Below are 23,584 nucleotides of genomic sequence, written 5' to 3'. Positions count from 1 at the left end.
TCGGCTCGCGATTTACGCTCCACGCTTCCTCCCCACACCCGGTCGCCCTCGTGCAGTTGCGCTTCACTTCATTCGCTATGACCAGCTTATGGCGGGACTTACACCCGCAGGAGTGCGCCCATGCTGGGCGCACAAACAATAAGGGGCTGTCGCCGAAGCGAACAGCCCCTTCAGATGCGTTACGCGGTAGCGTACTTAAGAGCGTGCGCTCCAAAACTTCGAATCGCGCTTGCCGCCACCCTCGTCAATGCACCGACGCATGCTTCTCCTGCTCGGCCGCGCTCGGCTGCGTGAGCGCGCTGACGATCACGAACACGATCACGTTCACCGCGAGCGCGAGGAAGCCGATGTTGACGTCTTTCAGCGCATCGGGCAGGAACGGCAGCAACTGGCCGACGCTCCAGTGCAGCGTGGTGGTCAGCGCGACCACCGCAACCCCCGCGAGGATGCCGCAGAACGCGCCTTGCTTCGTCGCGCGGTTGTTCGGGAACAGGCTGCAGATCACGGCCGGGAACAGTTGCGTGACGAAGCTGTAGCCCATCAGCAGCAGCGCGACGATGGTTTCGCCGCCGTTCAGCGTGAAGGCGACCGCGACCAGCGCCACGACCGGCACGAGCACGCGGGCGATCGTCGCGACCGATGCATCCGACGCGTTGCGGTTCACCATGCCGCGGTAGACGTCGTTGGCGAGCAGCGTCGATGCCGAGGTCAGGATCATCGAGCCCGGCACCAGCGCGGTCAGGATACCGGCCGCGCCGATCACGCCGACGAACCACGGATCGAACGTCTGCAGCGACAGGCGGAACAGCGCCAGGTCGATGTCGGCGCCCTTCAGGCCCGGCACGCGCAGCGTCGCCGCGAAGCCGACGAAGAACACGAACAGCAGGATCAGCTGATAAAGCGGCAGGATCGCGGCATTGCGACGGAAGATGCGCTCGTCTTTCGCCGTGAAGATCGAGCCGAACGTGTGCGGCCACATGAAGAAGCCGAGCGCGGTCAGCAGCACCGTCGACTGGAACCATACGACGCTCGAACCGTGCGCCGGGAAGGTCAGGAAGCCAGGGCGGGCAGCGTCGATCGTGCGGAACATCTCGCCGAAGCCGCCGTAGTAGTGCAGCGGCAGATAGATGCCGAGGAACAGCACGATCGCGAGAATCAGCGTGTCCTTGACCACCGAGTTCCACGCCGAGCCGCGCACACCCGACACGATCACGTACGAGGTCACGACGATCGCGCCGATCCAGATCGCCGCCGTCGACGAGATCGCGCCGTACGACGCGGTCGCGACGATGATGCCGAGGCCCTTCAATTGCAGCACCAGATACGGAATCAGCGCGGCCACGCCGACCAGCGCGACCAGCGTGCCGAGCGCCGGGCTTTCGTATTTGCGCGAGAAGAAGTGGGGCTGCGAGACGAGGCGATGCGACTTCGCGTAGCGCCAGATCGGCGGCAGCATCCAGTACGACAGGATATACGCGAGCGTGCCGTACGCGAGGATGTAGTAAACGGGTGCGCCCTTGCCGTAAGCGAAGCCGCTGCCGCCGAGGAACGTGAAGGTCGTATAGATTTCGCCGGCCATCAGCAGGAACACGAACGCGGTGCCGAAGCTGCGGCCGCCCACGCTCCATTGCTCGAGGCTCATGTCGTGGCCGTGCCTTGCGCGCACGCCGAGGAACAGCGCGAACAGCGTGACGGCGGCGATGATGACGAGTGCGCTCACGGGCGAACCTCCTCGCCATCGGCGGCGATCTGACGGTTGGACGGATCCAGGCTGTAGACGATCGCCATGATGATCGCGCTCAACACCACCCACATGACGATCCAGGCCAACACGAACGGCATGCCGAGCACGATGGGCTCGACCCGATTGACAAACGCAATGCCGACCAGGATGCCGATGAACGGCAACGCGGCAAGTACACGAAGCAGCATGTGGGCAACTCCTCGAAGCAGTTAGGTATTGTGTCGTTGAAATTCCGGCTTCGCTGAAGACTGTATGCCGGATACTTTGGTCCCGTAAAGTAGGTCAAAATAAATGTGAGGGTTTCGACCGTTGCAATTGCATCATTCCAGTCCTGATTGCTGCACTGCAAGGCGGGACGTGCCTTGGCGCGTGTGGGGTATCGCGAGGCTTTTTCGCGGCGCGACTGGCGCGTGGCGACAGGATCTGCGAGCATTGCAGCATTTTCCGGACCGCGCGATGCCTGCCGGTTTCATGACCCGCATTGCTAACCGGCGCGAACCCGCGCGAACCAACGCAGACACACGGACACGCACATGCTCGAAAGCCTGATCTCGGACATTATGTTTGGCTTCATCGGCATGATCAGCATCATCAATCCGTTCGGCGGTGCATTCGTTTTTCTGGACCGGACCGCGTCGTTGACGCTCGACGAGCGCGACGCGCTCGCCCGCAAGATCGCGATCAACGCTGCCTGCGTGCTGCTGGTCGCGTTCTTCATCGGCACACCGATCCTGCATTTCTTCGGCATCTCGATGGAAGCGCTGCGCATCGGCGGCGGTCTCGCGCTTGCCGTGGGCGGCTGGCAGATGCTCAACGCGCCCGACACGCCGGCCGAGCAGACGGACGTCAAGCGCGTCGACGCCGAGAGCGCGAAGTCGCGCGCGTTCTTCCCGCTGACCGTGCCGCTCACCACCGGACCGGGCTCGATCGCGACCGCGATCGCGCTGTCCGCGAATCGCACGCACAAGCTGTCGGCGTTCGTGGTGTCGAGCATCGCGTCGGTCGCGATCACGTTCGCGGTGGCCGTCTGCGTCTATCTGATCTATAGCCGCGCGACGGTTCTGGCGCACTACCTCGGCGTCGAGGGCACCAAGGTCGCGTTGCGGGTGTCGGCGTTCCTGCTGCTGTGCATCGGCGTGCAGATCATTCTGACCGGCGTGTCCGAATTCCTGATTCCGATTGCGGCGACGCGGGCAGCTACCCCGTAGCAGCGCGTCGTCGAACTCGATTCATGCTCAGCGCGTGAGCAGCATCGAGCTGAGCACCGAGAACACCGTCGACGGCAATTCGGCAAGCCGGCTTACCACCACGTTGCGCGGATAGAAGTCCTCGACCGCGTCGGTCAACACGCCGATCCCCACCAGTTCGATGCCGCGCTTCGCGATCGCAGCGACGCGTTCGCGCAGGTCGCTGCGCAGCACCTGCGGGTCGCCGTCGCCGGTCGACGGATAGCCGTCGGAGAACACCATCAGGATGCGGCGCGCGGCCGGATGATCGGCGAGACGCGTCGCGGCCCACGCGAGCGCTTCGCCGTCCGGATTCTCATGCCCGCAGTCGATTGCGGCGATGCCGTTCAGGTCGGTTGCGCCGAAGCGCTTGTACACCTTCAGATCGAGCCGCTCGACGAAACGGTTGTAGCGCCGCAAATCCGCGCCGGCCGCGCGCTGCCGCTCGTAGAGCTGCTTCATCGGCGTCGATTCGAGCGAGCAGTAGCCGAGCACTTCGCAATCGAACGACAGCTGCGTCAGCGCATCGCACAGCGCGCTCGCGCACAGCCGCGCGAGTTCGATCTTGCGACCGGCCATCGAGCCGCTGCGATCGATCAGCAACGTGACCGCGACGTCGCGTCCCTTCGCGGCCCGCTGCGTGCGAAACGGCGTGCGATAACCGGGCGAGGTCGCGAGCCTCGCCAGCGCGGTGCGGTCGATCTCGCCGCGCTCCTGTTCGCGGCGCCAGCGGATGCGTTCGTCGGCGCACAGCGCGCGCTCCAGCTTTTCCTTCAGCGGCGCGGTGTCCGCGCGCGCCTGCGCACGCAACGCGCGCCACGCGGCGCTGTCGCCCTGGCCGGTCAGATCGGCGATCACGTCGAATTCGGTGGCGAGAGGAAGCGACAGCAGCATGCGCGCAGGGGGTGTGGACTGCGCGCCCGGCTGGTTTGCGTCGCGTGTCGAAGCGGCTTCGGTATCGGCGAGCGTTTGGCCCATGCCGACCGCGTCGTCCGATGGCTCGCCGCCGCCGCGCTCCGATGAAGCGCCAGGCGGCGGGCCGTCACGCTCGGGCGGCATGGTGTCGTCGTCGCCGAACGAGGCGGACGATGCCGCCGTGTCCGTGTCGATGCCTTCGGCCGGACCGGCGGTGAACATCATGTTGTTCGCGTCACCCGCCGACAGGGACCGCACGCGCGCCACCAGATCGCGCGCCACGGCGATGCTGCGCGCGCTCGAACCGCTCGCGCGCGCCTCGTGCAGCAGGTCCTGCGCCGCATGCAACGCGGCGAGCAGCGAATCACTCGCTTCGCTGCGCGTCGGCGGCTCGTCCCATAACGCGCGCTCGACGAGCCACGCGAGCCGGTCGCGCCAATGCAGCTTCGGCCAGCGCTGCCGCACGCGCTCGGCCGCATGCGCGCGCAGCTTGCCGATGAACCAGCGCGCGCCCGGATATTCGTCGAGCAATTGCGCACATACGCGCCGATCGTCGATCACCTGCGCGAGCGTCGCGGTGATGCCTTTGGGCAGCGCGTCGAGCTGCGCGAGCGATGCGTGCTTCGCTCGCGCGACCAGCAGATCCAGGTAGCCGATCAGCACGTCGCGTTCGACGCCGCCCGTCGAGTCGTAGTCGGGAATCACGATCCGGCCCGGCTCGACGCGCGGACCGTCGGGACTGAACACGACCGTCACGCCATATTGCCCGCTCAGCACGCGCGCGATCTTGCCGAGCGTCGATTCGAACGCGAAGCCTTGCGTGTCGCGTTGCAGATGGGCGGGGTGGCGTGCGTTCATCGCGGGCGCTGTTGTGGTGGCCGCTCAGGTTCGCTCGGGTACGCTCAAGCAGCCGGCGCGATGTGATGACGGATGATGCCGCGAATCAGCGCGGCGTCCTCCGGGCTCACCTTCGCGTAGATCGCCGGTCCGGCCGCGCGTTCGGGGTCGCCGGTGCGCAGCATCAGCTCGGCCCAGTCGAGCAGACGGCGCGTCGAGAATGCGCTCGACAGGTCCTCGCGCGCGAACGCCGCGCGGCAGTCGGCGGCGATGGCCGCGAGCGTCGCGGCGAGCGGGCGGGTCATGTGCGGCGCGAGCGTGCCGACCAGCACGTCGGTTTCCTCGGCGGGCAACAGATAGTCGAGCAGGTACACGCGCCAGCGATCGAGAAACGCCTCGTTCATCAGATTCGCGCCCTGGTACAGATGACGGAACTGGCTCATCGCGCCGACCGCGTTGGCGGTCGCGAACAGGCGGAACGCCGGATGCGGCGCGACGATCTCGTTGCCTTTCTCCTTGAGCACCAGACGGCCGCGCGGTTCGAGCACCGCAGTCAACGCGGCGAGAATCGACGGCTCGGCGAAGTCGATCTCGTCGACGATCAGCCACAGACCTTCGCGCATCGCCGTCGGCAGTACGCCATCGACCCACAAGGTCTCGCCGCCCTTGACGGTCCAGAAGCCGACGAAATCGCCGACCGTGGTCTGGCCGTTCATGTTCGAGCGCAACACCCCATGTTGCGAGCGCGCGGCGACCTGTTCGATCAGGCTCGTCTTGCCGGCACCCGTGTGACCGATCAGCATCACGCGACGATTTTCGACGATGTCCGCGACGATATCGTTGAAGCGCGCCGGGAACAGATAGGCGGGATTCACGCGCGGCACGAGCGGATGCGCGGCGCCGCAACGGACGTCGACGTTGCCGACGCGCACGGTGTCCGGCGCGGCGTCGCCAAGCGCTGCGCCGGCCGTCCCGGCATCGTGCAGCTCGGCCGCGAGCATGCGCGCCGACGCACGCTGCAACTCCGGCATGAACGCGATGCGGGTGGGCGCATCGGCATCGTGCGCGACTTCGCGTTCGATCGCGAAGCCCTCGCGACGCCACTTCTTCAGCTTCGCGCGCAGATTTTCCGCGTCGACGACCAGATCGATATCGACCGTGCCCGCGCCGTTGTCGTGATCGTCGGCGCCGTGTTCGAGGCGATAAGTCTCGGGCCGGTCGCCGACACTGACGCGCCACCATTCGGCGCCGTCCTGTGTCGCGCGCCGATAGAGACCGAGGTTGTCGTCCTTGTTGCCGTCTTCGTGTTCGATCAGGTCGGGCGCGCTCATGGCAAGGAAGAGAAAGGTCGAATCGCACGATGCGCTTCGACTCGGCCGAAGCCGGATTGCCGCCTATCTTATCTTGGGCAGCTTTCGATCTTCCATGTATCGCGACGACCGACCCACGACACGGCGACGGTACTCGAACTTCTCGCTCGAGGCATGCACTGGCGGCGGTGTCGCAGGTGGATCGCCTTCGGGTGACGGGTGGGGAACGTCGATCGGGTCGTCGGGGATCGGATCGGGGTCGATGTTCGGCGGCGTCGTCGCCGGCGCGATGTCGGGGTCGACTTCAGGCGGCATCGGCACATGGAGATGCAGCGGCGGCGACCGCATCGAAATTTGCGCTTCGCCTCGCGCGTGCAGGGCGAACGTGCCGAATGCATTGGGCGCTTCCCGGCGCGTGTCAGGAAAATCCATCATCGGCTCCACAAAGTTTTTGTTCATACGCGCAATGCTCATGCCGCATGGTGGCGAGAGTCGATCGTGTGGAACGTCAATTGCTGGAAGTCGTCATGCGCACCGCATCGGGATGACCGCGCGCCCGGCTTACAGCGGACATCGCCCACCACAGCACGAGGAACGCACATGGCGCGACACAAGGCCGACGTCGCTGACGACGACTTCGAGATTTTCGCCAGCTATCACGGAACAGGCGACGGCCGATATATAGGTGGACTGAAGGTAGTGAGGAAGGCGGACAGACGGATTCTGTTTCCGTTCGACGGCGCACCGCAGATCGGTCCCTATGCGACCGCCGATGAAGCGCGGCGCGCCGCGATTGCGTATGGCCGCGAAATCGTCGCGGCCGATCGCGCCGCGCCGGAAAGCTGAGCGGGCGCGGCCGGCCTCGCGCTGCATCAGGTTCTCCTTTTTACAAACAGATCATGCGGTGCTGCAGTATTCGACGGCGCGGCGGCCGCGCCCGTCGTACGCCGTCGATGCTCCGCAGCCGAGGCGCGATAGTTGCTGAATCGTGCTGCATGCACCATCTGCCCGTTCGACACAGCGCGTAACGACGCGGCTCGACGGCAGAACAAACGAGGAGGGCGTCATGCAGAATCCCCAATCGACAGACCCGCGGCAGCAGAGCGCGACGCCAGCCGGCGAGCAGTCCGCCACGCCGGACCAGCGCGCCGCGCCCACGGTTTCCGACGAAGTTAAAGCCCGCAACAAGCCGAGCGGCACGCGCTACGTCGAACCGAGTCCGCTCGGCATCGAACCGGTCGTGCAGACCGGCGTGGACAAAGCGACCAATCCGCCGCGTTCGAGCGAGCGGCCGCGGCACGGCGCCGAAGTGCCGCTCGGCACCGGCGAGCACGCCGAGCCGCCGGGCGGCGGCGGGCGCGCTTCGCATCACAAGCGGCCGGGCGAGCAGTGACTCGGCGCGTTGCGGGCCGGCCCGCGCCTCGAATCCGTCAACACGCAACCGGAGAAAGCGCATGCAACCGGACAATCCAACCGAATCGATGAACCCGGGCGACGAAGCGCCGCCCAACACGCCGGGCGCGGGCGAGGACCTGTGCGCTGCGTGCCACGGCACCGGCAAGGTCGAGGGCGCCCGCTGCGCGGTGTGCGGCGGCACGGGCAAGGTGCTGCAGGGTATCGGCGGCGGCTGACCCGCCGCCCGTCCACAGTGGAGCGAGGAGCCCACCATGTTCAATGAGTCCATGCACGGCTTCGACGCCGCGCAGACCGAATACGAAGCGTTCATGCTCGAGCCGCACGACTGGGTACCGAACAACGGCAAGTTGCCGGTGGTGCTGTACCGGCGCGCGCTATCGCCCGGCAGCGGCAATCTGGCCGCCGCGTTCGAAATCCTGTTCGAGCGCAATGCATGGCCCGCGCAATGGCGCGACAGCATCTTCGACTTCCATCACTTTCACGCGACCGCGCACGAGGTGCTCGGCGTGACCGACGCGAGCGCCGAGGTGATCGTCGGCGGTCCGGGCGGACGCGTAGTGACGCTGCACGCGGGCGACGTGCTGCTGCTGCCGGCCGGCACCGGGCATTGTTTGCAATCTTTCGAGCGGCATTTCCAGGTGGTGGCGGGCTATCCGCTAGGGCAGCAATGGGACCTTCGCCGCGAAGCGCTGACGCCGCCGGAACTCGCCGACATGCTGGCATTGCCGTTTCCGCCGCTCGATCCGATCGACGGCAAGCATGGTCCCGTGGTCGAGCTTTGGCTGCAGGCGGCCTGAACTTCGTCGTTCGCGAAGTAACTGAGCCGCTGCCTTGTCCACGGTGCGTGCAGAGTTGCGCGGTTAGGCGCATCATCTGTGGGCTTCGCCGCGATTTTCCCGCGCGCTTACGTCCCTGACGCTGGCACGTGTGCGGTTCCACGTGCGGCTTCGCGTCCCTGTCGACACGCCCGGACGCGCGCGATTCCATGTAGACACGATGCGCCGATCCGTCCGCGCTGCGCAGCGCGCGCCGGCCGTCTTCCGAGTTGCCGAACAAGGAGCGTCCCATGCAAAACGATCCCGCCCTCGATCAGTTGTGCATCAACACGATCCGCACGCTGTCGATGGACGCCGTGCAGAAAGCCAATTCCGGCCATCCCGGCACGCCGATGGCGCTCGCGCCGGTCGCCTATCACCTGTGGCAACACCATCTGCGCTACGACCCCGACGCGCCGCTGTGGCCGAATCGCGACCGCTTCGTGCTGTCGGCCGGGCATGCGTCGATGCTGCTGTATTCGCTGCTGCATCTGGCCAACGTGAAAGCCGTCGACGAACACGGCAAGCCGACCGGTGGGCCAGCCGTGTCGCTCGACGACATCGAGCATTTCCGCCAGATCGACAGCAAGACGCCGGGCCACCCGGAGTACGGCATGACGACCGGCGTCGAAACCACCACGGGACCGCTTGGCCAGGGGCTCGGCAATAGCGTCGGCATGGCGATGGCCGGGCGCTGGCACGAGAGCCACTTCAACCGCGCGGACGCGCCGCTGTTCGACTACCGCGTGTACGCGATTTGCGGCGACGGCGACATGATGGAAGGCGTCTCGCACGAAGCGGCCTCGCTCGCGGGCCATCTGAAGCTGTCGAACCTGATCTGGATTTACGACAGCAATCGCGTGACGATCGAAGGCCATACGGACCTTGCTTATAGCGACGATGTGGAGAGCCGCTTTCACGGCTACAACTGGCACACGCTGCACGTCAACGATGCGAACGACACCGCCGCCTTCGACAAGGCGCTGGTCGAAGCGAAGAGCGTGACCGACCGGCCGACGCTGATCGTGATCAACAGCATCATCGGCTTTGGCGCGCCGAACAAGCAGGACACCGCGTCCGCGCATGGCGAAGCGCTCGGCGTGGAAGAAGTCGCTCTGGCGAAGAAGTCGTACGGCTGGCCCGAGGACAAATTCTTTTACGTACCCGATGGCGTGCATGAGCGCTTCGCGCAGGGCATCGGCGCGCGCGGCAAGGCGGAGCGCGAACAATGGCAGACGAAGTTCGACAGCTATCAGAAGCAGTACCCGGAGCTCGCGCGCGAGTTCGCGCAGATGGAAGCGCACGAGTTGCCAGAGGGCTGGGATAGCGACATCCCGAGCTTCGCCGCGGACGCGAAGGGCGTCGCGACGCGCGAATCGTCGGGCAAGGTGCTCAATGCGATTGCCGCGCGCGTGCCGTGGATAATCGGCGGCGCGGCGGACCTGGCGCCGTCGACGAAAACCAACCTGAAGTTCGAAGGGGCCGGCAGTTTTCAGGCGGGCAGCTACGGTGGCCGCAACCTGCACTTCGGCATTCGCGAGCATGGCATGGGCGCGGTGGTCAACGGTCTCGCGCTGTCGAATCTGCGTGCGTACGGCTCGACTTTCCTGATCTTCAGCGACTACATGAAGCCGCCGATCCGCCTGTCCGCGTTAATGGAAGTACCGGCCATCTATGTGTTCACGCACGATTCGATCGGCCTCGGCGAAGACGGTCCGACGCATCAGCCGATCGAGCAGATGGCGTCGTTGCGCGGGGTGCCGGGGCTCACGGTGCTGCGCCCCGGCGATGCGAACGAAGTGTCCGAGGCGTGGCGTGTCGCGCTGACGCAGCCGCATCGGCCGGCGTGCATCGTCGTGTCGCGCCAGGCGATGCCGACGCTCGACCGCAGCCGCTATGCGTCCGCGAGCGGCGTCAGGCACGGCGCGTATGTGCTCGCCGATGCGCCCGATGGCCAGAAGCCGCAGGTGATCCTGATGGCGACCGGCAGCGAGTTGTCGATGTGCGTCGACGTATACGAGAAGCTGAAGAGCGAGGGCATCGCGGCGCGTGTCGTGTCGATGCCTTCGTGGGACATCTTCGAGCGTGAGGACAGCGCTTATCAGGAGTCCGTGCTTCCCGCGGACGTCGAAGCGCGCGTCGCGGTCGAGCAGGCTGCGTCGCTCGGTTGGGATCGTTATACGGGGCGGCTCGGTGCGCAGGTCGTCATGCATTCGTTCGGCGCGTCGGCGCCGATTGCGGATCTGAAGAAGGAGTTCGGCTTCACGCCGGAAGCCGTGTATCAGGCGGCCAAGCAGCAGATCGAGCGGGTGAAGAAAGGGAAGGGCGCTGCTTGAGGTGATGCGCTCGATGTACTTGATGCGTTTGCGAACGCTTGACGCGAAAATTGGCACGGCGGCTGGACTTATATCCCGCTCGCAAAGTTCAGCCGTGCAACGGCGGTGGGCATTTGTCCGCCTCGGGTGCCGTGCAATGAAAGTCTCCCAGCTTTGACCAGTCCTCTTTGTTCAGGCAGGCGATGTAGCCTCGGTAGATATCCGACAGGTCGATGCTGTCCATCTCAATCGTCCTGCATCGTTTAACGGATCAATGGATTGTCGATGATTCTCCCGCGAGATACGCAGCTACCGGCGCGGTTAGCGCAGTGCCGCGCAGTTCCTGCGGCGATGCGAAATGCGCGGCGACGATCTCGCGATTATCGATCCGCAGATCGGGTAGGCTGTCGAGGTGCAGTTCAAAGAAATACACCCGGTCTCTGCGCCCATCCCACGTGCCGTAGACGCTGCCCGCGGGGATCAATGGGTGCGACGACAGACCAATTTCCTCCTCCATCTCGCGCAGCGCCGCTAACTCAGGCGTCTCACCCGCGTGGACACTTCCTCCGGGAAGATTCCACTCGGCCCGGTACGATGCTTTGACGAGCAACAGCGACTGCCCGACGTAGATTGCCACGAGCGCACCCTCGTGGTGGGGTCGTCGAACGTGCCACCAGACGCGAGCGAGCCGGTATCCGAGGCGAAGCGCCAGGCGCCAGATAGAGTCGATAATCATAGAACCGTAGTTTAGCCAGCGGCTTCCCATTGCGGAAATCCCGATCGAGCTGCCGGGTCGTTTGTTCACGACTCAATTCGCCGGAATCGTCACCACCGGCGCCTTGCTGCTCGTATCCGATTCCGCGAGCGCCATCAGATTCTGCACCACCGTGAACGCGTATTTCGAATCGAAGTCATTGCGCTCGACCCAATACACCGAAGGCCCATACGCTATCGACACATATGCGTCCTCCGGCGCGGCCTTGCCCGAATGGACGATGATCGTCGGCCTCGTTTCGCCGCCGATCAACCCGACGGTCGGCTTCGTCGAACCATCGCTGATGCGCTCCTGCGGCACCTGCACCTGCGCGCCGAGATCGCTGAGGATGCCGAGCACCGAGCGCGTGACCATCGGAATGCGCTCACCCTTCTGAGAAGTCGACGTAGGCCCGTACACGACCTCATAACTGCGTGTCTTCGCCGACAGATGCAGCAGCTTGCGAACGCGCGCGACATCGACCGCCGTGCTCGGCGACTCGCCGCTCGTGGTCGCGCCGATCGACAGGAACACGGCCAATGCGGGGCTCTGGCCGCCTTTCAGATCGGCTTTCGCATCGAGTTGCCGCGTCTCGACGTTCAACTCGCCAGCCATTTGCAGACGACGTAACGCCTGCAGCAATTCGAAGAAGCCCGGCGCGCCCGCGCTATTGTCACCGCCGAGCGCGTCGCCGTTGCGCAGACCGCCGATCGATTGCGCGGTGATGCGCAACAGCAGATCGATCGGCACGCCGCCCTCGGCGAGCGGCAACACGAGCGCCGGCGCGAGCGGCCGGATATACGCGGACGCGAACGCTTCGCCGGTGGTCGGCGTGAACGTGAAGGTTGGCCGGTTCGAGTACGACACGCTGCCGGTCGCCTGCGCGTAGTTCGGCATGCTGCCCGAGCCGGTGTTGACGGTCGCGCCGCCGGTGGTGTCGAACGTGTAGGCGGCGATGATGCTGCTGACGGTCAGGAACGCGGGCGCGTCGCCGTAACGCAGACCGATCACGGCGGCGAGGATCGCGCGCTTCTTCGCGTCGCCGAGCGCGCGCGCGTAGTCGACCTGGTCGGCCTTCAGGCGCGACGGGCCAATATGCACACAGGCGGACGTGAGGCAGGCGGCGCACAACGCGGCGGCCAGGTAAGCGGTTCTGAGCATGGGTGAGCGCGAGCGGAAGCAATCCGCTGAACATTGGAGTGTCCGCTCGCGGTAGCAGAACCTATTCCCGCGCAAGCGGCGGGCCGCGGCCGCTGCCGCTTCGTCGCCGGCCCGGCGCATCGCACAGTACCGTAGCGCATGCGTCGACGCGAAACGGCGTTGGCACGCCTTACCGTGGCTTTGCAAGAATTGCAGAAATCGGCGCGCTTCCTTCTGTTGCGGGACTATGAACCGTCGGCGTCGATGCCTTCTTGTGAGTTGTCCCCCGCGCCGTGTTCAAGCGTGCTGCGATACGTGCGCGATTGCATCTCCGCCAGCCGGCTCAGCGTACGCGACAGATCGTGCGCGCCTTCGAGGCCGATCAACGCGTTCTCGATCGGCCGATCGGACGCGATGAAGAGGGCACGCTTGCGGTCGTAGAAGATGTCGATCAGCCAGACGAGGCGCTGCAGCGTATGCGACTGCCGCAGTGCTTCCGTATGCAGACGATCGACGATCAAGCCTTGCCATTGCTCGGCGAGATCGAGGTAGTCGAGGTGCGAGCGGCTCGCGACACACAGTTGCCCGAAGTCCGCCCACAACAGCGAGCGGCCGGCCGCACGCGCTTCGAGGGGGCGGCCCGCCGCGCTCAGCTTGACTGCTTCGATCACGGCGTCGCGCTCGTGGCGCGTGAAGATGTCGCGCAACGCGGCGTCGCTCGATGCATCGAGCGGAGCGAAAAAGCGCGGCACCTCCGCTGCTTCGCCGCCGAAGCGATAATCGCGCGCGCCGTCGAAATGGATCACCGTGAAGCCGCGTTTGATCTGCGCGATGGTCGGCACGAAGCGTTCGTGAAACTCGGGGTCGGGCAGCAGATCGTCCGGTGCATAGTTCGACGTCAGCACGATGCGCGTGCCGAGGTTGATCGCGGTGTCGAGAAAGCGGCCCATCAGGAACGCGTCGGCGATATCGTGCACATGGAATTCGTCGAAGCACAGCAGTTCGATGCCGTCGAGCCATTGCCGCGACACGTCGCCGAGACGGTCGTCGCCACGCGGCGCGTGCACGAGCCGGCGGTTCATTTCGCGCAGGAACTCGTGGAAATGCAGGCGCCGTTTGCGGCATGGCGCAAGCTCGAACAGCGTATCGACGACGAGGCTCTTGCCGCGCCCCGGCATGCCATAGCAGTAGACGCCTTGCGGCCCGAACGCGGCGGTGGACCATGCATGCCGCGCGCGCTGCTGCGCGCCGAGCAACGCGACGAGCGCGCCGATGGCCTCGCGCTGGCGCGCATCGGGGATGATGCCGCGCGCGGTCAACGCGCGCGCGATGCGGGCTTCGTCAAGCATGGGCGAGAGCGTCCATGCCTGATGGCGTGAACGATGCGACGTGCGCGAATGACGCAGTGCGGACCGCCGAGAAAACGGCGAGGACGTGTGTGAGCATGAGATAACGGCCGGCGTGATGGCCCGCGACGAAGCAGACCCAATGAGCGCGTGCACGGAGCGCGCGCCATTTTACCAGCCACGTCCTTCGTCGACCGCCGGCGCGCGCACGGGTCGTGGAACGGCTACCGCGTCATTTGTCGTGATGCCCCGGCAGGACGGCACCGAGCACCTGCTTCGCCACCAACGGATGTTCCTCGCGACCGGCCTGCCTAGCCGGTCCTGATCGTCGGCTGCGGCGCGTCGAGCGGTTCGTGGCCGAAGCGCTCATATTGCGATATCACCTGCGCGCCGAACAGCAGCAAGGTGGCGAGCCATTCGAAGCTGAGCAGGATCACGATCGCCATCGTCAGTGAGCCGTAGACGACGCTGACCTGCGACAGCGTGGCGAAATACCAGACCAGCACGTGCCGCGTGATCTCCCACAGCACGCCGGCCACCACGCCGCCGATCAGCGCGTGTTTGAGCGACGGACGGCCGACCGGCATCACCAGATACACCGAGGTCAGCACGAAGATTTCGCCGGCGAGCCCGAACAGATACAGCACCACTCGCGTGAAGCCCTGCAAAGACACATGCAGGCCGAACAGTTGAATGCCTTCGGCGCCGATCGCGTCGAGCGCGCTCGATACGAACGTGACGATCAGCAGCCCAACCCCGAGAAACAGGATGTAGCAGTACGGCAGCAGCGCCGAGATCAGGAAGTGGCGCCGTTTCACGACGACGCGATGCACGAAGATCAACGACATCGCGTTTTCGAGCACGGTGAACGCGAGCGAGCTGAAGAAGATCATCGTCAGCAGCAGCACCCAGCCGATGACCGCGCGATGCTGGAGAAAGTTCGACAGCTCACGCACGAGCGCCGCTGATTGCCCCGGCACGAGCCAGCGCAGCAGATGCGCGAGCGCATCGAGCACCAACTGCTGCGGCACCACGCGCGACAGCACGACCACGATCAGGATCAGCAACGGGACGATGGACAGCAATGCGTAATACGCGACCGCGCCCGCGAGCAGCAGCCCCTGGTTCGCACGGAACGCCTTCAGCGTTTGCAGCAGGAAGCGGCCCGGGTGTTTGAGGATTAACAGCGCATGCTGGTCAAGCAGGATCCGCATGAGGCCTCGCGATGCGCGTCGGGCACTGCCGGATGACAGCCGCTCTCGACACGCCTGTGTGCTTTATATACCGTAAGCAGAAACGGGGCCATTAATGGCGCGGCATACAGTTTGCTTGGCCGCGTTCGGAGAATCGCGTTCCCTTGCTGAGGACAGCCGATGGATCAGCCGCCGCGTCAGACGAACAGCACGCCGCAAGCGCACGATCTGGTGGTCGCGCGGCCGGAGGGACTGTATTGCCCGGCGGGCGATTTTTACATCGATCCGTGGCGGCCGGTCGAACGCGCGGTGATCACGCATGCGCATTCCGATCACGCGCGCTTCGGTCATCAGCGCTATCTGGCCACGCGCGCGGGCGCGGGCGTGCTGCTGTCGCGGCTGCCGGGCATCTCGTTGCATGCGCTCGACTACGGCGAGCCGTTGACGATCGGCGCGGCGCGCGTGTCGCTGCATCCGGCCGGGCACGTGCTCGGCTCGGCGCAGGTGCGTATCGAGCACGCGGGGCACGTGTGGGTCGCATCGGGCGACTACAAGCTCGAAGCCGATCCGACCTGCGCACCGTTCGAACCGGTGCATTGCGACACGTTCATCACCGAATCGACGTTCGGCCTGCCGATCTATCGCTGGGATCAGCCGCAAACCGTGTTCGATTCGATCGATTCATGGTGGCGTCACAACGCGTCGGAAGGGCGCGCGTCGGTGCTGTTCTGCTATTCGTTCGGCAAGGCGCAGCGCGTGCTGGCGAGCGTCGATGCGGCGATCGGGCCGATCTTCTGCCACGGCGCGGTCGAGCCGCTCAATCGTGCGTATCGCGACGCGGGCGTGCATCTGCCGCCGGTCGGTCTGGTCGGCGAGATTGCCGCGAAACAGAAGGCGGTATTCAAACAGGCGTTGATCGTCGCGCCGCCGTCCGCGCAGAACAGCGCGTGGCTCAAGCGCTTCGGCGACTATAGCGATGCGTTCGCGTCGGGCTGGATGCGTCTGCGCGGCGCACGTCGCCGGCGCGGCGTCGATCGCGGCTTCGTGCTGTCGGATCACGCGGACTGGCCGGGTTTGCAAACGGCGATACGCGAGAGCGGCGCGTCGCGGGTGATCGTCACGCATGGCTCGATCGAACCGATGGTGCGCTGGCTCAACGAGCAGGGCCTGCAGGCGAGCGCGTTCGAAACGCAGTACGGCGACGATAGCGTCGAAGCCGACGCGGCCGGCGCCGACGAAACACCGACGACGAGCGAATCATGACGGGCACCGTATGAAACGTTTCGCGGCTCTCTACACGGCGCTCGATGCCACCACGTCGACGCACGACAAGCTCGCGGCGCTGACCGGCTATTTCTCGGCAGCCGCGCCTGAAGACGCCGCATGGGCCTCGTATTTCCTCGCAGGCGGCAAGCCGCGTCAACTGGTGCCGACGCGCTTGCTGACCGAACTGGCGCGCGAGCGCGCGGGTCTGCCCGAGTGGCTATTCGAGGAGTCGTATCACGCGGTGGGCGATCTGGCCGAGACCGTCGCGCATATCCTGCCGCCCGCGCAGCGCAACGCCGAGCTGGGTCTCACGCAATGGATCGAGCAACGCATGCTGCCGTTGCGCGGCCTGCCGCCCGACGAATTGCGCACGCGTCTGCTCAGTTACTGGGACGAACTCGACTGGGACGGCCGCTTCCTGCTGACCAAGCTGATCGGCGGCGGCTTTCGGGTCGGCGTCGCGCGGCAACTGGTGGTGCGCGCGCTGGCAGAAGTGGCCGGCGTCGACCACAAACGGATCGCGCAACGGATGGTCGGCTGGACCGATTCGCAACAGAAGCCCGACGCAGCACGCTATCTGCGTCTGATCGCACCGCAGACCGACGACGATACCCAGGCGCACGCGCCCGCACACGACAGCGATCTCGGCCTGCCGTATCCGTTCTTTCTCGCGCATCCGTTGCAGACCGATCCGGCCACGCTCGGCGATCCCGCGCACTGGCTGATCGAATGGAAGTGGGACGGCATACGCGCGCAACTCGTCAAACGCGGCGGCCGCGTGTGGTTGTGGTCGCGCGGCGAGGATCTGATTACCGATCGTTTTCCCGAGGTCGCGGTATTGGGCGAGTCGTTACCGGATGGCTTCGTGATCGATGGCGAGATCCTCGCGTGGGAGCCGGGCGCGGTTGCGCCGTTGCCGTTCGCGCGGCTGCAACCGCGCATCGCCCGCAAGACGCTGACGCGCAAGATACTCGCGGATTCGCCGGCCGCGCTGCTCGCGTACGACCTGCTCGAAGCACACGGACAAGACCAGCGCATGAGCCCGCTCGCCGAACGGCGCGCGCGGCTCGATGCGCTGGCCGCTTCTGTCGATGGCACGCTCGCGCGTGGTCTGCTGCGCGTCTCGCCGCTCGTCAGCGGTGCGGACTGGAGCGCGCTCGCCGCTTTGCGCGACGAGAGCCGCGCGCGCGGTGTCGAAGGCTTGATGCTCAAGGAGCGCGAGTCGATGTATGGCGTCGGTCGTACCAAAGCGTCGGGCACGTGGTGGAAATGGAAGATCGACCCTTATGCGGTAGACGCTGTACTTGTTTACGCGCAACGCGGTCATGGCCGTCGTGCGAGTCTTTACACGGACTACACGTTCGCGGTGTGGGACGAAGCCGACGGCGTGCGCACGCTGGTACCGTTCGCGAAGGCCTATTCGGGGCTCACCGACGAAGAGATGCGTCGCGTCGATGCAATCGTGCGCAAGACCACCGTCGATAAATTCGGCCCGGTGCGCAGCGTGACGCCGACACTCGTGTTCGAGATCGGCTTTGAAGGAATACAGGCGAGTTCGCGCCACAAGTCCGGCGTGGCCGTTCGTTTTCCACGCATGCTGCGCTGGCGCACGGACAAACATATCGACGATGCGGATACGCTCGCGATGCTGAAGGGCTTCATCGATGATCGTGCGGGATAACCCGCTGAGCGCAAACCCCTAACGTGTCGAGCATTTTTTTATCGGCATCGTCGCTTATCCTTTGGTTATGACCGCGTCAGCGATTCGCGCCAAAAGAGCGCTAGCGGCATGCATTGCGTGGACCCCTCAATCCGTTGAAGTACCGATATCATGCGACGCCCCTGAACGAGGCGGACTGCACAACGACAGAGCGCCAACCGATGTTGCGCAGTGCACACATCTCAAGCGCCGTCATTCAAACGCCGTGGTGAATGGGCACGCTAAATCCCGCATTCCAGGTGATCGCACGCTGGAATGCGCGACCAGGCGCGCCGGCCGCGGCATCGTCCGCGCGGAGCGGGAATAACAAGAACCTGGTCGTAGTCTGGCAGACGCCATGGGATCGAATCTTGCGCGCGTCGCGCGAGATGCCATTCAGGGCGAATGGAAAAGGGCGAGAAAAAATGACTGTGTTCAACGACAACGTGGACAGCAGCGACGACGTGCTCGTATGGCGGCCGATCCGCTATGCGATGGCCGCGCATCGTCGCGTGCTGGTCGTCGACGATTACCGGGAAGCGGCCGACGCGCTGCAAATGCTGCTGATGGCCGACGGTTTCGAATGCCGCGCGCTCGACGATCCGTTTGCCGTGTGCGAGACCGCGCGCGAATGGCAGCCGTTCGCGGTGGTGCTCGACATCAAGATGCCGGGACTCGACGGGCTCGAACTCGCGCGGCGTCTGCGCGCGCATCCGCAGACTTCGCACATGCTGCTGGTTGCGTGTACCGCGTTCGCGTCGCGCGAGGATCGCGCGCTCGCGAAGGCCACCGGCTTCGACGCGCATTGCGCGAAGCCGTTGACGCCCGAGCGTCTGCTGCGCGTGCTCGAATCGGCGGCCGCGTTGCATGCGGCGGAGCCATCATCTGAATCACGCTGTTAGCGAAAACTTACTGACGTTCTGTCATTTCTGCACGGTCGTCGCCGGAAAATCGTAGTTGGCTCTCTGCGATTCTGTTTGTCATTTATCTGCCATCTGGCTGCCACCTTTCTATCCGTTGCAGTTTCTTTAGCCATCTGAGCCCCCGCGTTGTCACGCAAGCGGGGGCTTCCCTACGCTATGGCATGCAGGCCCACTCGTTGCTGAACGACCGTGGACTCGGCGCGTTCGTGCGTGAAGCGAGCTACATCTCGGGCGCGGCGATTGCGGTGACGATGGGCGCGTCGATTATTTAGGTCGTCGAACCGAAGGCGGTCTGGCCGCGACCGATCGCGCACGAGGTTGGCGCAGCGAGTTTTCATAACGTCATAAGGGAGGGAGCGATGAAGATCGATGTTTCCGTCAAACTGGGTACCGCGTTCGTTTCGAGCTGCCTCGCGTTGGGCTTCGCGCAGGCAAGCTTTGCGCAAACCGGTGCCAATCCGTCCACGCAAAGCGGCAAGTCCGCCGCGCAACCCGGCACAAGCCTGGAACAATCGCGCACGCCGGATACCACGAGCGCGAACAACGCCAACGGCAATGTCGGCGAGGCGGGCGGCGCCACCAATGGCGTCGCGGGCAGCGGCAATGGCCGCGTTACGCACAAGCACACTAAGGGCACGAAGTCCATGCCTCCCGCAAGCGGGGCGGGGCAATAGGCGAACCGTCGAGCGCGTCGTCGTGTCCGGCGACGCGTCGGACGTCGCGGCGGCACCGTGCTCGCGCGCTGTCGCCGCTTTGCACTGGTTCGAATCGCGTTGAGTTGCGTCGCGTCCCGTTGCGGATGCGATGCCTTGTGAGGAGGACATCCAATGGCTACCCCCGATGCTGACACCGCCCGGGCCGACGCGCCGGTGTCGCATGCATTGACGTTCGAAATCAACGGCCAGACGCGGCGCTTCGAGGTCGAAGCTTGGACTTCGCTGCTCGATCTGCTGCGCGAGCATGCGCACCTGAGCGGCACCAAAAAGGGCTGCGATCACGGCCAATGCGGCGCTTGCACGGCGCTCGTCGATGGTCGGCGGATCAATACCTGCCTCGCGCTCGCGGTCATCTACGACGGTGCATCGATCACGACGATCGAAGGTCTCGCGAACGGCGACACGTTGCATCCGCTGCAGCAGGCGTTCATCGATCACGACGCGTTCCAGTGCGGCTACTGTACGCCCGGACAAATCTGCTCGGCGCATGGGATGCTCGACGAGGGGCATGCGCGCTGCGCGGACGACGTGCGCGAACAGATGAGTGGCAATCTGTGCCGTTGCGGCGCGTATACGAACATCGTCGCGGCGATTCTCGATGCGGCGCATCTCGGCGACGAGGACGCAAGGCCGGACGGTCCGGTCGCGAGTCAGCCTGGAGCGCGGCCATGAACCGCTTCTCGTACACGCGCGCCGATGCTGTGCAGGACGCGCTCGAACGGCATCGCTCGGACAGGGGCGCCGCGTTCATCGCGGGCGGCACGAATCTGGTCGACCTGCTGCGCGAAGACGTAGCGCGCCCGGCGTTGCTCATCGACATCAACCGTTTGCCGCTCAGGCAGATCGAAGCATCGGCGCAAGGCGGCCTGAAGATCGGCGCGCTTGTCACCAACAGCACGGTAGCGTATGACGATACCGTCGCGAGCCGCTACCCGCTGCTCGCGAAGGCGATCCTGGCGGGCGCGTCGCCGCAGATTCGCAACGTCGCGACGGTCGGCGGCAATCTGCTGCAACGCACGCGCTGCTACTACTTCTACGACGTGGGCACGCCGTGCAACAAGCGCGAACCCGGCAGCGGCTGCCCGGCCCTGCACGGCGTGAACCGCATTCACGCGATCCTCGGTGCGAGCGAGCAGTGCATCGCCGTGCATCCGTCCGATATGTGCGTCGCGTTGGCGGCGCTCGACGCCATCGTGCATCTGGTCGGCAACGACGGCGCACGCACGCTGCCGTTCGCGGATTTTCACCGGCTGCCCGGCGACACGCCGCATGTCGATACCAATCTGCGCGAGGACGAACTCGTGACCGCGATCGAACTGCCGCCGCAAGGCTTTGCCGCGCATCACGCGTACGTGAAGGTGCGTGACCGCGCATCGTATGCGTTCGCGCTGGTGTCCGCCGCGGTCGGCGTCGAGCTCGACGACGACGCGCGGATCGTGGACGCCCGTTGCGCGCTCGGCGGCGTCGCGCACAAGCCGTGGCGCGATCCCGCGGCCGAAGCCGCGCTGCGCGGCGAGACGCTGAACGCACGGACGTTGCGCGATTTCGCGGCCGCGCTGCTGCGCGATGCCCGCGCTCGGCGCGACAACGCGTTCAAGATCGAACTCGCGGCGCGCGTGATCGTGCGCGCTTTCGGCGAAGCCACACAACGCTCGTTCGAGGAGGCCGCGCGATGAACCGTACCGAAACCTTGTCGTCGACAGGCAGCCCAAAGCCTACGACCGGCGTATCGCATTCGCGCGTCGACGGGCCCGCTAAAGTAACCGGCACCGCGCAATATGCGGCCGATTTCTGCGCCGCAGGGCTCGTGTATGGTCTCGTCGTGTCCGGCACGATCGCGACGGGCAGGATCGTGTCGATCGATACGTCGGCCGCCGAGGCGCTGCCCGGCGTGCTGCTCGTGCTCACACATCGCAAGCGCCCGGCGCTGCCCTCGGACGTCGACGCGTTCAAGGACATGGTCGCGCCCGGCGGCACGCCATTGCGGCCGCTGTGGGACGCGCGGGTCTGGTACAGCGGGCAGCCGGTCGCGCTGGTGGTGGCGCAGTCGCTCGAACTGGCGCGCTACGCGGCGTCGCTGGTGCAGGTGCGCTACGAAGCCGGCTCACCTCAGACCGATATCGAAGCAGCGTTGAATAACGCGGTGCCGCCGTCGACCGAGAAAGGGGGCTTCGAACCGCCGCCGCCCGAACGCGGTAACGCGCGTAAGGCGTTGGCCGATGCAAGGGTGCGCGTGGAAGCGTTCTATACGACGCCCGCGGAATACCACAATCCGATGGAAATGCACGGCTGCACCGTGGTGCCCGACGCGCAAGGACACTTGACCGTCTATGAAAAGACTCAGGGTGTGATCAATACGAAGGGCTATCTGACGCGTGTGTTCGGTTTGAAAGACGACGAAGTGCAGGTGGTGTCGCCGTTCGTCGGCGGCGCGTTCGGCTCCGGCTTGCGGCCGCAATATCATCTGGCGCTCGCGGTGATGGCCGCGCGCGAACTGAAGAAACCCGTTCGCGTCACGCTGACCCGGCAGCAGATGTTCACGTTCGCGCATCGGCCGCAATCGGTGCAGCGCGTCGCGCTCGGCGCGTCGCCAGATGGCCGGCTGCAGGCGGTGATCCACGAGGCGGTGTCGGAAACCTCGCGCTACGAGGACTACTGCGACGTGGTGGTCAACTGGGCGGGGCAACTGTATCGATGCGACAACGTGTCGATGGGCTACAAGGTCGCGAAGCTCGACGTGCCGACACCGGCCGATATGCGTGCCCCGGGCGCGACCCAAGGGCTCTTTCCGCTCGAAGTCGCGATGGACGACCTCGCGGAGGCATTGCGGATGGACCCGCTCGAATTGCGGCTCGTCAACTACGCGGAGCGCGACGCGAACAAAAATCTACCGTTTTCGAGCAAGGCGCTGCGCGAATGCTATCGGCAAGGCGCGGCCCGCTTCGGCTGGAAGGAACGGCCGCTCGAACCGCGCGCACGGCGCGAAGGTCACGAGTTGATCGGCTGGGGCATGGCGACCGGCACATGGGACGCGATGCAAAACGAAGCGACCGCGCGCGCGGTACTGACACGCGACGGCCGCGTGAAAGTATCGAGCTCGACCGCCGATATCGGCACCGGCACCTACACCGCGATGACGCAGATTGCGGCGGACGCGCTCGGCGTGCCGCTCGGCGACGTCAGCTTCGAACTCGGCGATACGCGCTTGCCGAAGGCGCCGATCGAAGGCGGGTCGTGGACGGTGTCGTCGGTCGGCAGCGCGGTGGATGCCGCGTGCACGCGGCTGCGCAACCGTCTGGTCGAACTGGCGCGCGAGCATGGCGGCGCGCGCTTCGCTTCGGTGGCGCGCGAGCACGTGCGGCGCGAGCGCGAGTTGCTCGTGTGCGGCCCGCACGCGGACGACTCGATTGCGATTGCGACGCTGCTGGAACGCGCCGGTCTCGGCGAGCTCGAAGAGCAGGCGAGCGTGAAGCCGCACGAAAAGCAGCAGGCGTATTCGATGGGCACGCATTCGGCGGTGTTCGCCGAAGTGCGCGTCGACGAAGCGCTCGGCACCGTGCGTGTGACGCGCGTGGTCAGCGCGGTCGCGGCGGGACGCATCATCAATCCGAAGACGGCGGGCAATCAGATCGCGGGCGGCGTCGTGTGGGGTATCAGCATGGCGCTGCACGAGCATGGCCAGTTCGATCACGTGCTCGGGCGGCAGATGAATCACAACCTCGCCGAATATCACATGGCCGTGAACGCCGACATTCACGATATCGACGTGCTGTTCGTCGACGAGCGCGATGACATCGTCAATCCGCTCGGCGTCAAAGGCGTCGGAGAAATCGGCGTAGTGGGCGTGGCGGCAGCGGTCTGCAACGCAATCTGGCATGCGACCGGAAAACGCATTTGCGATTTGCCGATTACGCCCGACAAGCTGCTGGGCTGATTACGCTTCTGAGTACGCCTCTGGACACAGGCGCA

At 65.5% G+C, this 23,584-nt stretch carries 23 protein-coding genes; 13 read left to right on the top strand and 10 right to left on the bottom strand.

The genetic code is table 11. The annotated features are described in order from the left end of the window. Positions 1–244: 244 nt before the first annotated feature. A complete protein-coding gene (locus EVC45_RS33275) occupies positions 245–1,720 on the bottom strand; it encodes a sodium:solute symporter (RefSeq protein ID WP_129962412.1) in 1,476 nt (491 codons plus the stop codon). Continuing rightward, a complete protein-coding gene (locus tag EVC45_RS33270; protein WP_129962411.1) occupies positions 1,717–1,932 on the bottom strand; it encodes a DUF3311 domain-containing protein in 216 nt (71 codons plus the stop codon). The genes EVC45_RS33275 and EVC45_RS33270 overlap by 4 nt, the downstream gene beginning before the upstream one ends. A gap of 345 nt (positions 1,933–2,277) precedes the next feature. Between EVC45_RS33270 and EVC45_RS33265 the strand changes: the two genes are divergently transcribed. After that, positions 2,278–2,952 (top strand): MarC family protein, encoded by a 675-nt coding sequence (locus EVC45_RS33265; protein WP_129962410.1) that lies wholly within the window; start codon positions 2,278–2,280, stop codon positions 2,950–2,952. 27 nt (positions 2,953–2,979) lie between these two features. On the opposite strand, the gene EVC45_RS33260 is transcribed toward EVC45_RS33265, so the two are convergent. From EVC45_RS33260 to EVC45_RS33250, 3 genes are all read right to left on the bottom strand, one after another. Next, positions 2,980–4,743: a cobalamin biosynthesis protein CobT gene (locus tag EVC45_RS33260; protein ID WP_129962409.1), complete on the bottom strand. Its 1,764-nt coding sequence runs from the start codon at positions 4,741–4,743 to the stop codon at positions 2,980–2,982. Between the two features lie 44 nt (positions 4,744–4,787). Next, on the bottom strand, positions 4,788–6,053 hold the full coding sequence (locus tag EVC45_RS33255; protein ID WP_129962408.1) for an AAA family ATPase: 1,266 nt from the start codon (positions 6,051–6,053) through the stop codon (positions 4,788–4,790). Between the two features lie 63 nt (positions 6,054–6,116). Then, positions 6,117–6,506, bottom strand: a complete 390-nt coding sequence (locus EVC45_RS33250) for a hypothetical protein (protein ID WP_248295354.1) — start codon at positions 6,504–6,506, stop codon at positions 6,117–6,119. 126 nt (positions 6,507–6,632) lie between these two features. Here EVC45_RS33250 and EVC45_RS33245 point away from each other — a divergent pair, with 126 nt between their 5' ends. The 5 genes from EVC45_RS33245 to tkt all read left to right on the top strand — a co-directional run bounded on the left by EVC45_RS33245 (position 6,633) and on the right by tkt (position 10,599). Further along, the gene (locus EVC45_RS33245; protein ID WP_129962407.1) at positions 6,633–6,878 is read left to right on the top strand and encodes a DUF6723 family protein; all 246 of its coding nucleotides are present in this window, start codon (positions 6,633–6,635) and stop codon (positions 6,876–6,878) included. Between the two features lie 220 nt (positions 6,879–7,098). Continuing rightward, entirely contained in the window at positions 7,099–7,425 is a 327-nt protein-coding gene (locus EVC45_RS33240; RefSeq protein WP_129962406.1) for a hypothetical protein, read from the top strand. A 61-nt stretch (positions 7,426–7,486) separates the two neighbouring features. Beyond that, positions 7,487–7,663, top strand: coding sequence for a hypothetical protein (locus tag EVC45_RS45835; RefSeq protein WP_018425189.1), 177 nt, complete (start codon positions 7,487–7,489; stop codon positions 7,661–7,663). Positions 7,664–7,699: 36 nt separating this feature from the next. After that, positions 7,700–8,245 carry a cupin gene (locus EVC45_RS33235; RefSeq protein ID WP_129962405.1) on the top strand — a complete coding sequence of 182 codons (546 nt, stop codon included), beginning with the start codon at positions 7,700–7,702 and terminating at the stop codon, positions 8,243–8,245. A gap of 269 nt (positions 8,246–8,514) precedes the next feature. Further along, complete coding sequence (tkt, locus tag EVC45_RS33230; protein WP_129962404.1) at positions 8,515–10,599, top strand: transketolase; 2,085 nt, start codon at positions 8,515–8,517, stop codon at positions 10,597–10,599. Between the two features lie 88 nt (positions 10,600–10,687). Here the strand turns inward: tkt and EVC45_RS47750 are convergent, their stop codons facing one another. The 5 genes from EVC45_RS47750 to EVC45_RS33205 form a co-directional block, all read right to left on the bottom strand. Then, positions 10,688–10,822: a hypothetical protein gene (locus tag EVC45_RS47750; RefSeq protein WP_306770815.1), complete on the bottom strand. Its 135-nt coding sequence runs from the start codon at positions 10,820–10,822 to the stop codon at positions 10,688–10,690. A 27-nt stretch (positions 10,823–10,849) separates the two neighbouring features. Continuing rightward, the gene (locus EVC45_RS33220; protein WP_129962413.1) at positions 10,850–11,344 is read right to left on the bottom strand and encodes an NUDIX domain-containing protein; all 495 of its coding nucleotides are present in this window, start codon (positions 11,342–11,344) and stop codon (positions 10,850–10,852) included. A gap of 42 nt (positions 11,345–11,386) precedes the next feature. Beyond that, a complete protein-coding gene (locus EVC45_RS33215) occupies positions 11,387–12,493 on the bottom strand; it encodes a hypothetical protein (RefSeq protein ID WP_129962403.1) in 1,107 nt (368 codons plus the stop codon). Positions 12,494–12,717: 224 nt separating this feature from the next. Next, complete coding sequence (gene zapE, locus EVC45_RS33210) at positions 12,718–13,821, bottom strand: cell division protein ZapE (RefSeq protein ID WP_129962402.1); 1,104 nt, start codon at positions 13,819–13,821, stop codon at positions 12,718–12,720. 308 nt (positions 13,822–14,129) lie between these two features. Then, positions 14,130–15,032 carry a YihY/virulence factor BrkB family protein gene (locus EVC45_RS33205; RefSeq protein WP_129962401.1) on the bottom strand — a complete coding sequence of 301 codons (903 nt, stop codon included), beginning with the start codon at positions 15,030–15,032 and terminating at the stop codon, positions 14,130–14,132. A 159-nt stretch (positions 15,033–15,191) separates the two neighbouring features. Between EVC45_RS33205 and EVC45_RS33200 the strand changes: the two genes are divergently transcribed. From EVC45_RS33200 to EVC45_RS33170, 7 genes are all read left to right on the top strand, one after another. Continuing rightward, on the top strand, positions 15,192–16,274 hold the full coding sequence (locus EVC45_RS33200; protein WP_129962400.1) for a ligase-associated DNA damage response exonuclease: 1,083 nt from the start codon (positions 15,192–15,194) through the stop codon (positions 16,272–16,274). A gap of 10 nt (positions 16,275–16,284) precedes the next feature. Beyond that, positions 16,285–17,958 (top strand): ATP-dependent DNA ligase, encoded by a 1,674-nt coding sequence (locus tag EVC45_RS33195; RefSeq protein WP_129962399.1) that lies wholly within the window; start codon positions 16,285–16,287, stop codon positions 17,956–17,958. Between the two features lie 443 nt (positions 17,959–18,401). Then, positions 18,402–18,878, top strand: a complete 477-nt coding sequence (locus tag EVC45_RS33190; RefSeq protein ID WP_129962398.1) for a response regulator — start codon at positions 18,402–18,404, stop codon at positions 18,876–18,878. Between the two features lie 380 nt (positions 18,879–19,258). After that, positions 19,259–19,573 carry a hypothetical protein gene (locus EVC45_RS33185; RefSeq protein WP_129962397.1) on the top strand — a complete coding sequence of 105 codons (315 nt, stop codon included), beginning with the start codon at positions 19,259–19,261 and terminating at the stop codon, positions 19,571–19,573. Positions 19,574–19,726: 153 nt separating this feature from the next. Then, on the top strand, positions 19,727–20,287 hold the full coding sequence (locus EVC45_RS33180; protein WP_129962396.1) for a (2Fe-2S)-binding protein: 561 nt from the start codon (positions 19,727–19,729) through the stop codon (positions 20,285–20,287). Next, positions 20,284–21,291 (top strand): xanthine dehydrogenase family protein subunit M, encoded by a 1,008-nt coding sequence (locus tag EVC45_RS33175; RefSeq protein ID WP_129962395.1) that lies wholly within the window; start codon positions 20,284–20,286, stop codon positions 21,289–21,291. Before EVC45_RS33180 ends, EVC45_RS33175 begins: the two co-directional genes overlap by 4 nt. Further along, positions 21,288–23,549, top strand: coding sequence for a xanthine dehydrogenase family protein molybdopterin-binding subunit (locus EVC45_RS33170; RefSeq protein ID WP_129962394.1), 2,262 nt, complete (start codon positions 21,288–21,290; stop codon positions 23,547–23,549). The genes EVC45_RS33175 and EVC45_RS33170 overlap by 4 nt, the downstream gene beginning before the upstream one ends. The last annotated feature ends 35 nt before the right edge of the window (positions 23,550–23,584 follow it).

The sequence above is a fragment of the Paraburkholderia sp. UYCP14C genome (genome assembly GCF_004197395.1).
In the GTDB taxonomy this organism is placed as follows: Bacteria; Pseudomonadota; Gammaproteobacteria; order Burkholderiales; family Burkholderiaceae; genus Paraburkholderia.
The sequence above is the reverse complement of the archived record's forward strand: the minus strand, read 5'-3'. Positions and strand labels throughout refer to the sequence as shown.

Excerpts from the sequence above, each read along its gene's own strand:
- EVC45_RS33270 (WP_129962411.1), bottom strand. The coding sequence starts at position 1,932 with ATGCTGCTTCGTGTACTTGCCGCGTTGCCGTTCATCGGCATCCTGGTC.
- EVC45_RS33265 (WP_129962410.1), top strand. The coding sequence starts at position 2,278 with ATGCTCGAAAGCCTGATCTCGGACATTATGTTTGGCTTCATCGGCATG.
- EVC45_RS33260 (WP_129962409.1), bottom strand. The coding sequence starts at position 4,743 with ATGAACGCACGCCACCCCGCCCATCTGCAACGCGACACGCAAGGCTTC.
- EVC45_RS33255 (WP_129962408.1), bottom strand. The coding sequence starts at position 6,053 with ATGAGCGCGCCCGACCTGATCGAACACGAAGACGGCAACAAGGACGAC.
- EVC45_RS33250 (WP_248295354.1), bottom strand. The coding sequence starts at position 6,506 with ATGAGCATTGCGCGTATGAACAAAAACTTTGTGGAGCCGATGATGGAT.
- EVC45_RS33245 (WP_129962407.1), top strand. The coding sequence starts at position 6,633 with ATGGCGCGACACAAGGCCGACGTCGCTGACGACGACTTCGAGATTTTC.
- EVC45_RS33240 (WP_129962406.1), top strand. The coding sequence starts at position 7,099 with ATGCAGAATCCCCAATCGACAGACCCGCGGCAGCAGAGCGCGACGCCA.
- EVC45_RS45835 (WP_018425189.1), top strand. The coding sequence starts at position 7,487 with ATGCAACCGGACAATCCAACCGAATCGATGAACCCGGGCGACGAAGCG.
- EVC45_RS33235 (WP_129962405.1), top strand. The coding sequence starts at position 7,700 with ATGTTCAATGAGTCCATGCACGGCTTCGACGCCGCGCAGACCGAATAC.
- tkt (WP_129962404.1), top strand. The coding sequence starts at position 8,515 with ATGCAAAACGATCCCGCCCTCGATCAGTTGTGCATCAACACGATCCGC.
- EVC45_RS47750 (WP_306770815.1), bottom strand. The coding sequence starts at position 10,822 with ATGGACAGCATCGACCTGTCGGATATCTACCGAGGCTACATCGCCTGC.
- EVC45_RS33220 (WP_129962413.1), bottom strand. The coding sequence starts at position 11,344 with ATGGGAAGCCGCTGGCTAAACTACGGTTCTATGATTATCGACTCTATC.
- EVC45_RS33215 (WP_129962403.1), bottom strand. The coding sequence starts at position 12,493 with ATGCTCAGAACCGCTTACCTGGCCGCCGCGTTGTGCGCCGCCTGCCTC.
- zapE (WP_129962402.1), bottom strand. The coding sequence starts at position 13,821 with ATGCTTGACGAAGCCCGCATCGCGCGCGCGTTGACCGCGCGCGGCATC.
- EVC45_RS33205 (WP_129962401.1), bottom strand. The coding sequence starts at position 15,032 with ATGCGGATCCTGCTTGACCAGCATGCGCTGTTAATCCTCAAACACCCG.
- EVC45_RS33200 (WP_129962400.1), top strand. The coding sequence starts at position 15,192 with ATGGATCAGCCGCCGCGTCAGACGAACAGCACGCCGCAAGCGCACGAT.
- EVC45_RS33195 (WP_129962399.1), top strand. The coding sequence starts at position 16,285 with ATGAAACGTTTCGCGGCTCTCTACACGGCGCTCGATGCCACCACGTCG.
- EVC45_RS33190 (WP_129962398.1), top strand. The coding sequence starts at position 18,402 with ATGACTGTGTTCAACGACAACGTGGACAGCAGCGACGACGTGCTCGTA.
- EVC45_RS33185 (WP_129962397.1), top strand. The coding sequence starts at position 19,259 with ATGAAGATCGATGTTTCCGTCAAACTGGGTACCGCGTTCGTTTCGAGC.
- EVC45_RS33180 (WP_129962396.1), top strand. The coding sequence starts at position 19,727 with ATGGCTACCCCCGATGCTGACACCGCCCGGGCCGACGCGCCGGTGTCG.
- EVC45_RS33175 (WP_129962395.1), top strand. The coding sequence starts at position 20,284 with ATGAACCGCTTCTCGTACACGCGCGCCGATGCTGTGCAGGACGCGCTC.
- EVC45_RS33170 (WP_129962394.1), top strand. The coding sequence starts at position 21,288 with ATGAACCGTACCGAAACCTTGTCGTCGACAGGCAGCCCAAAGCCTACG.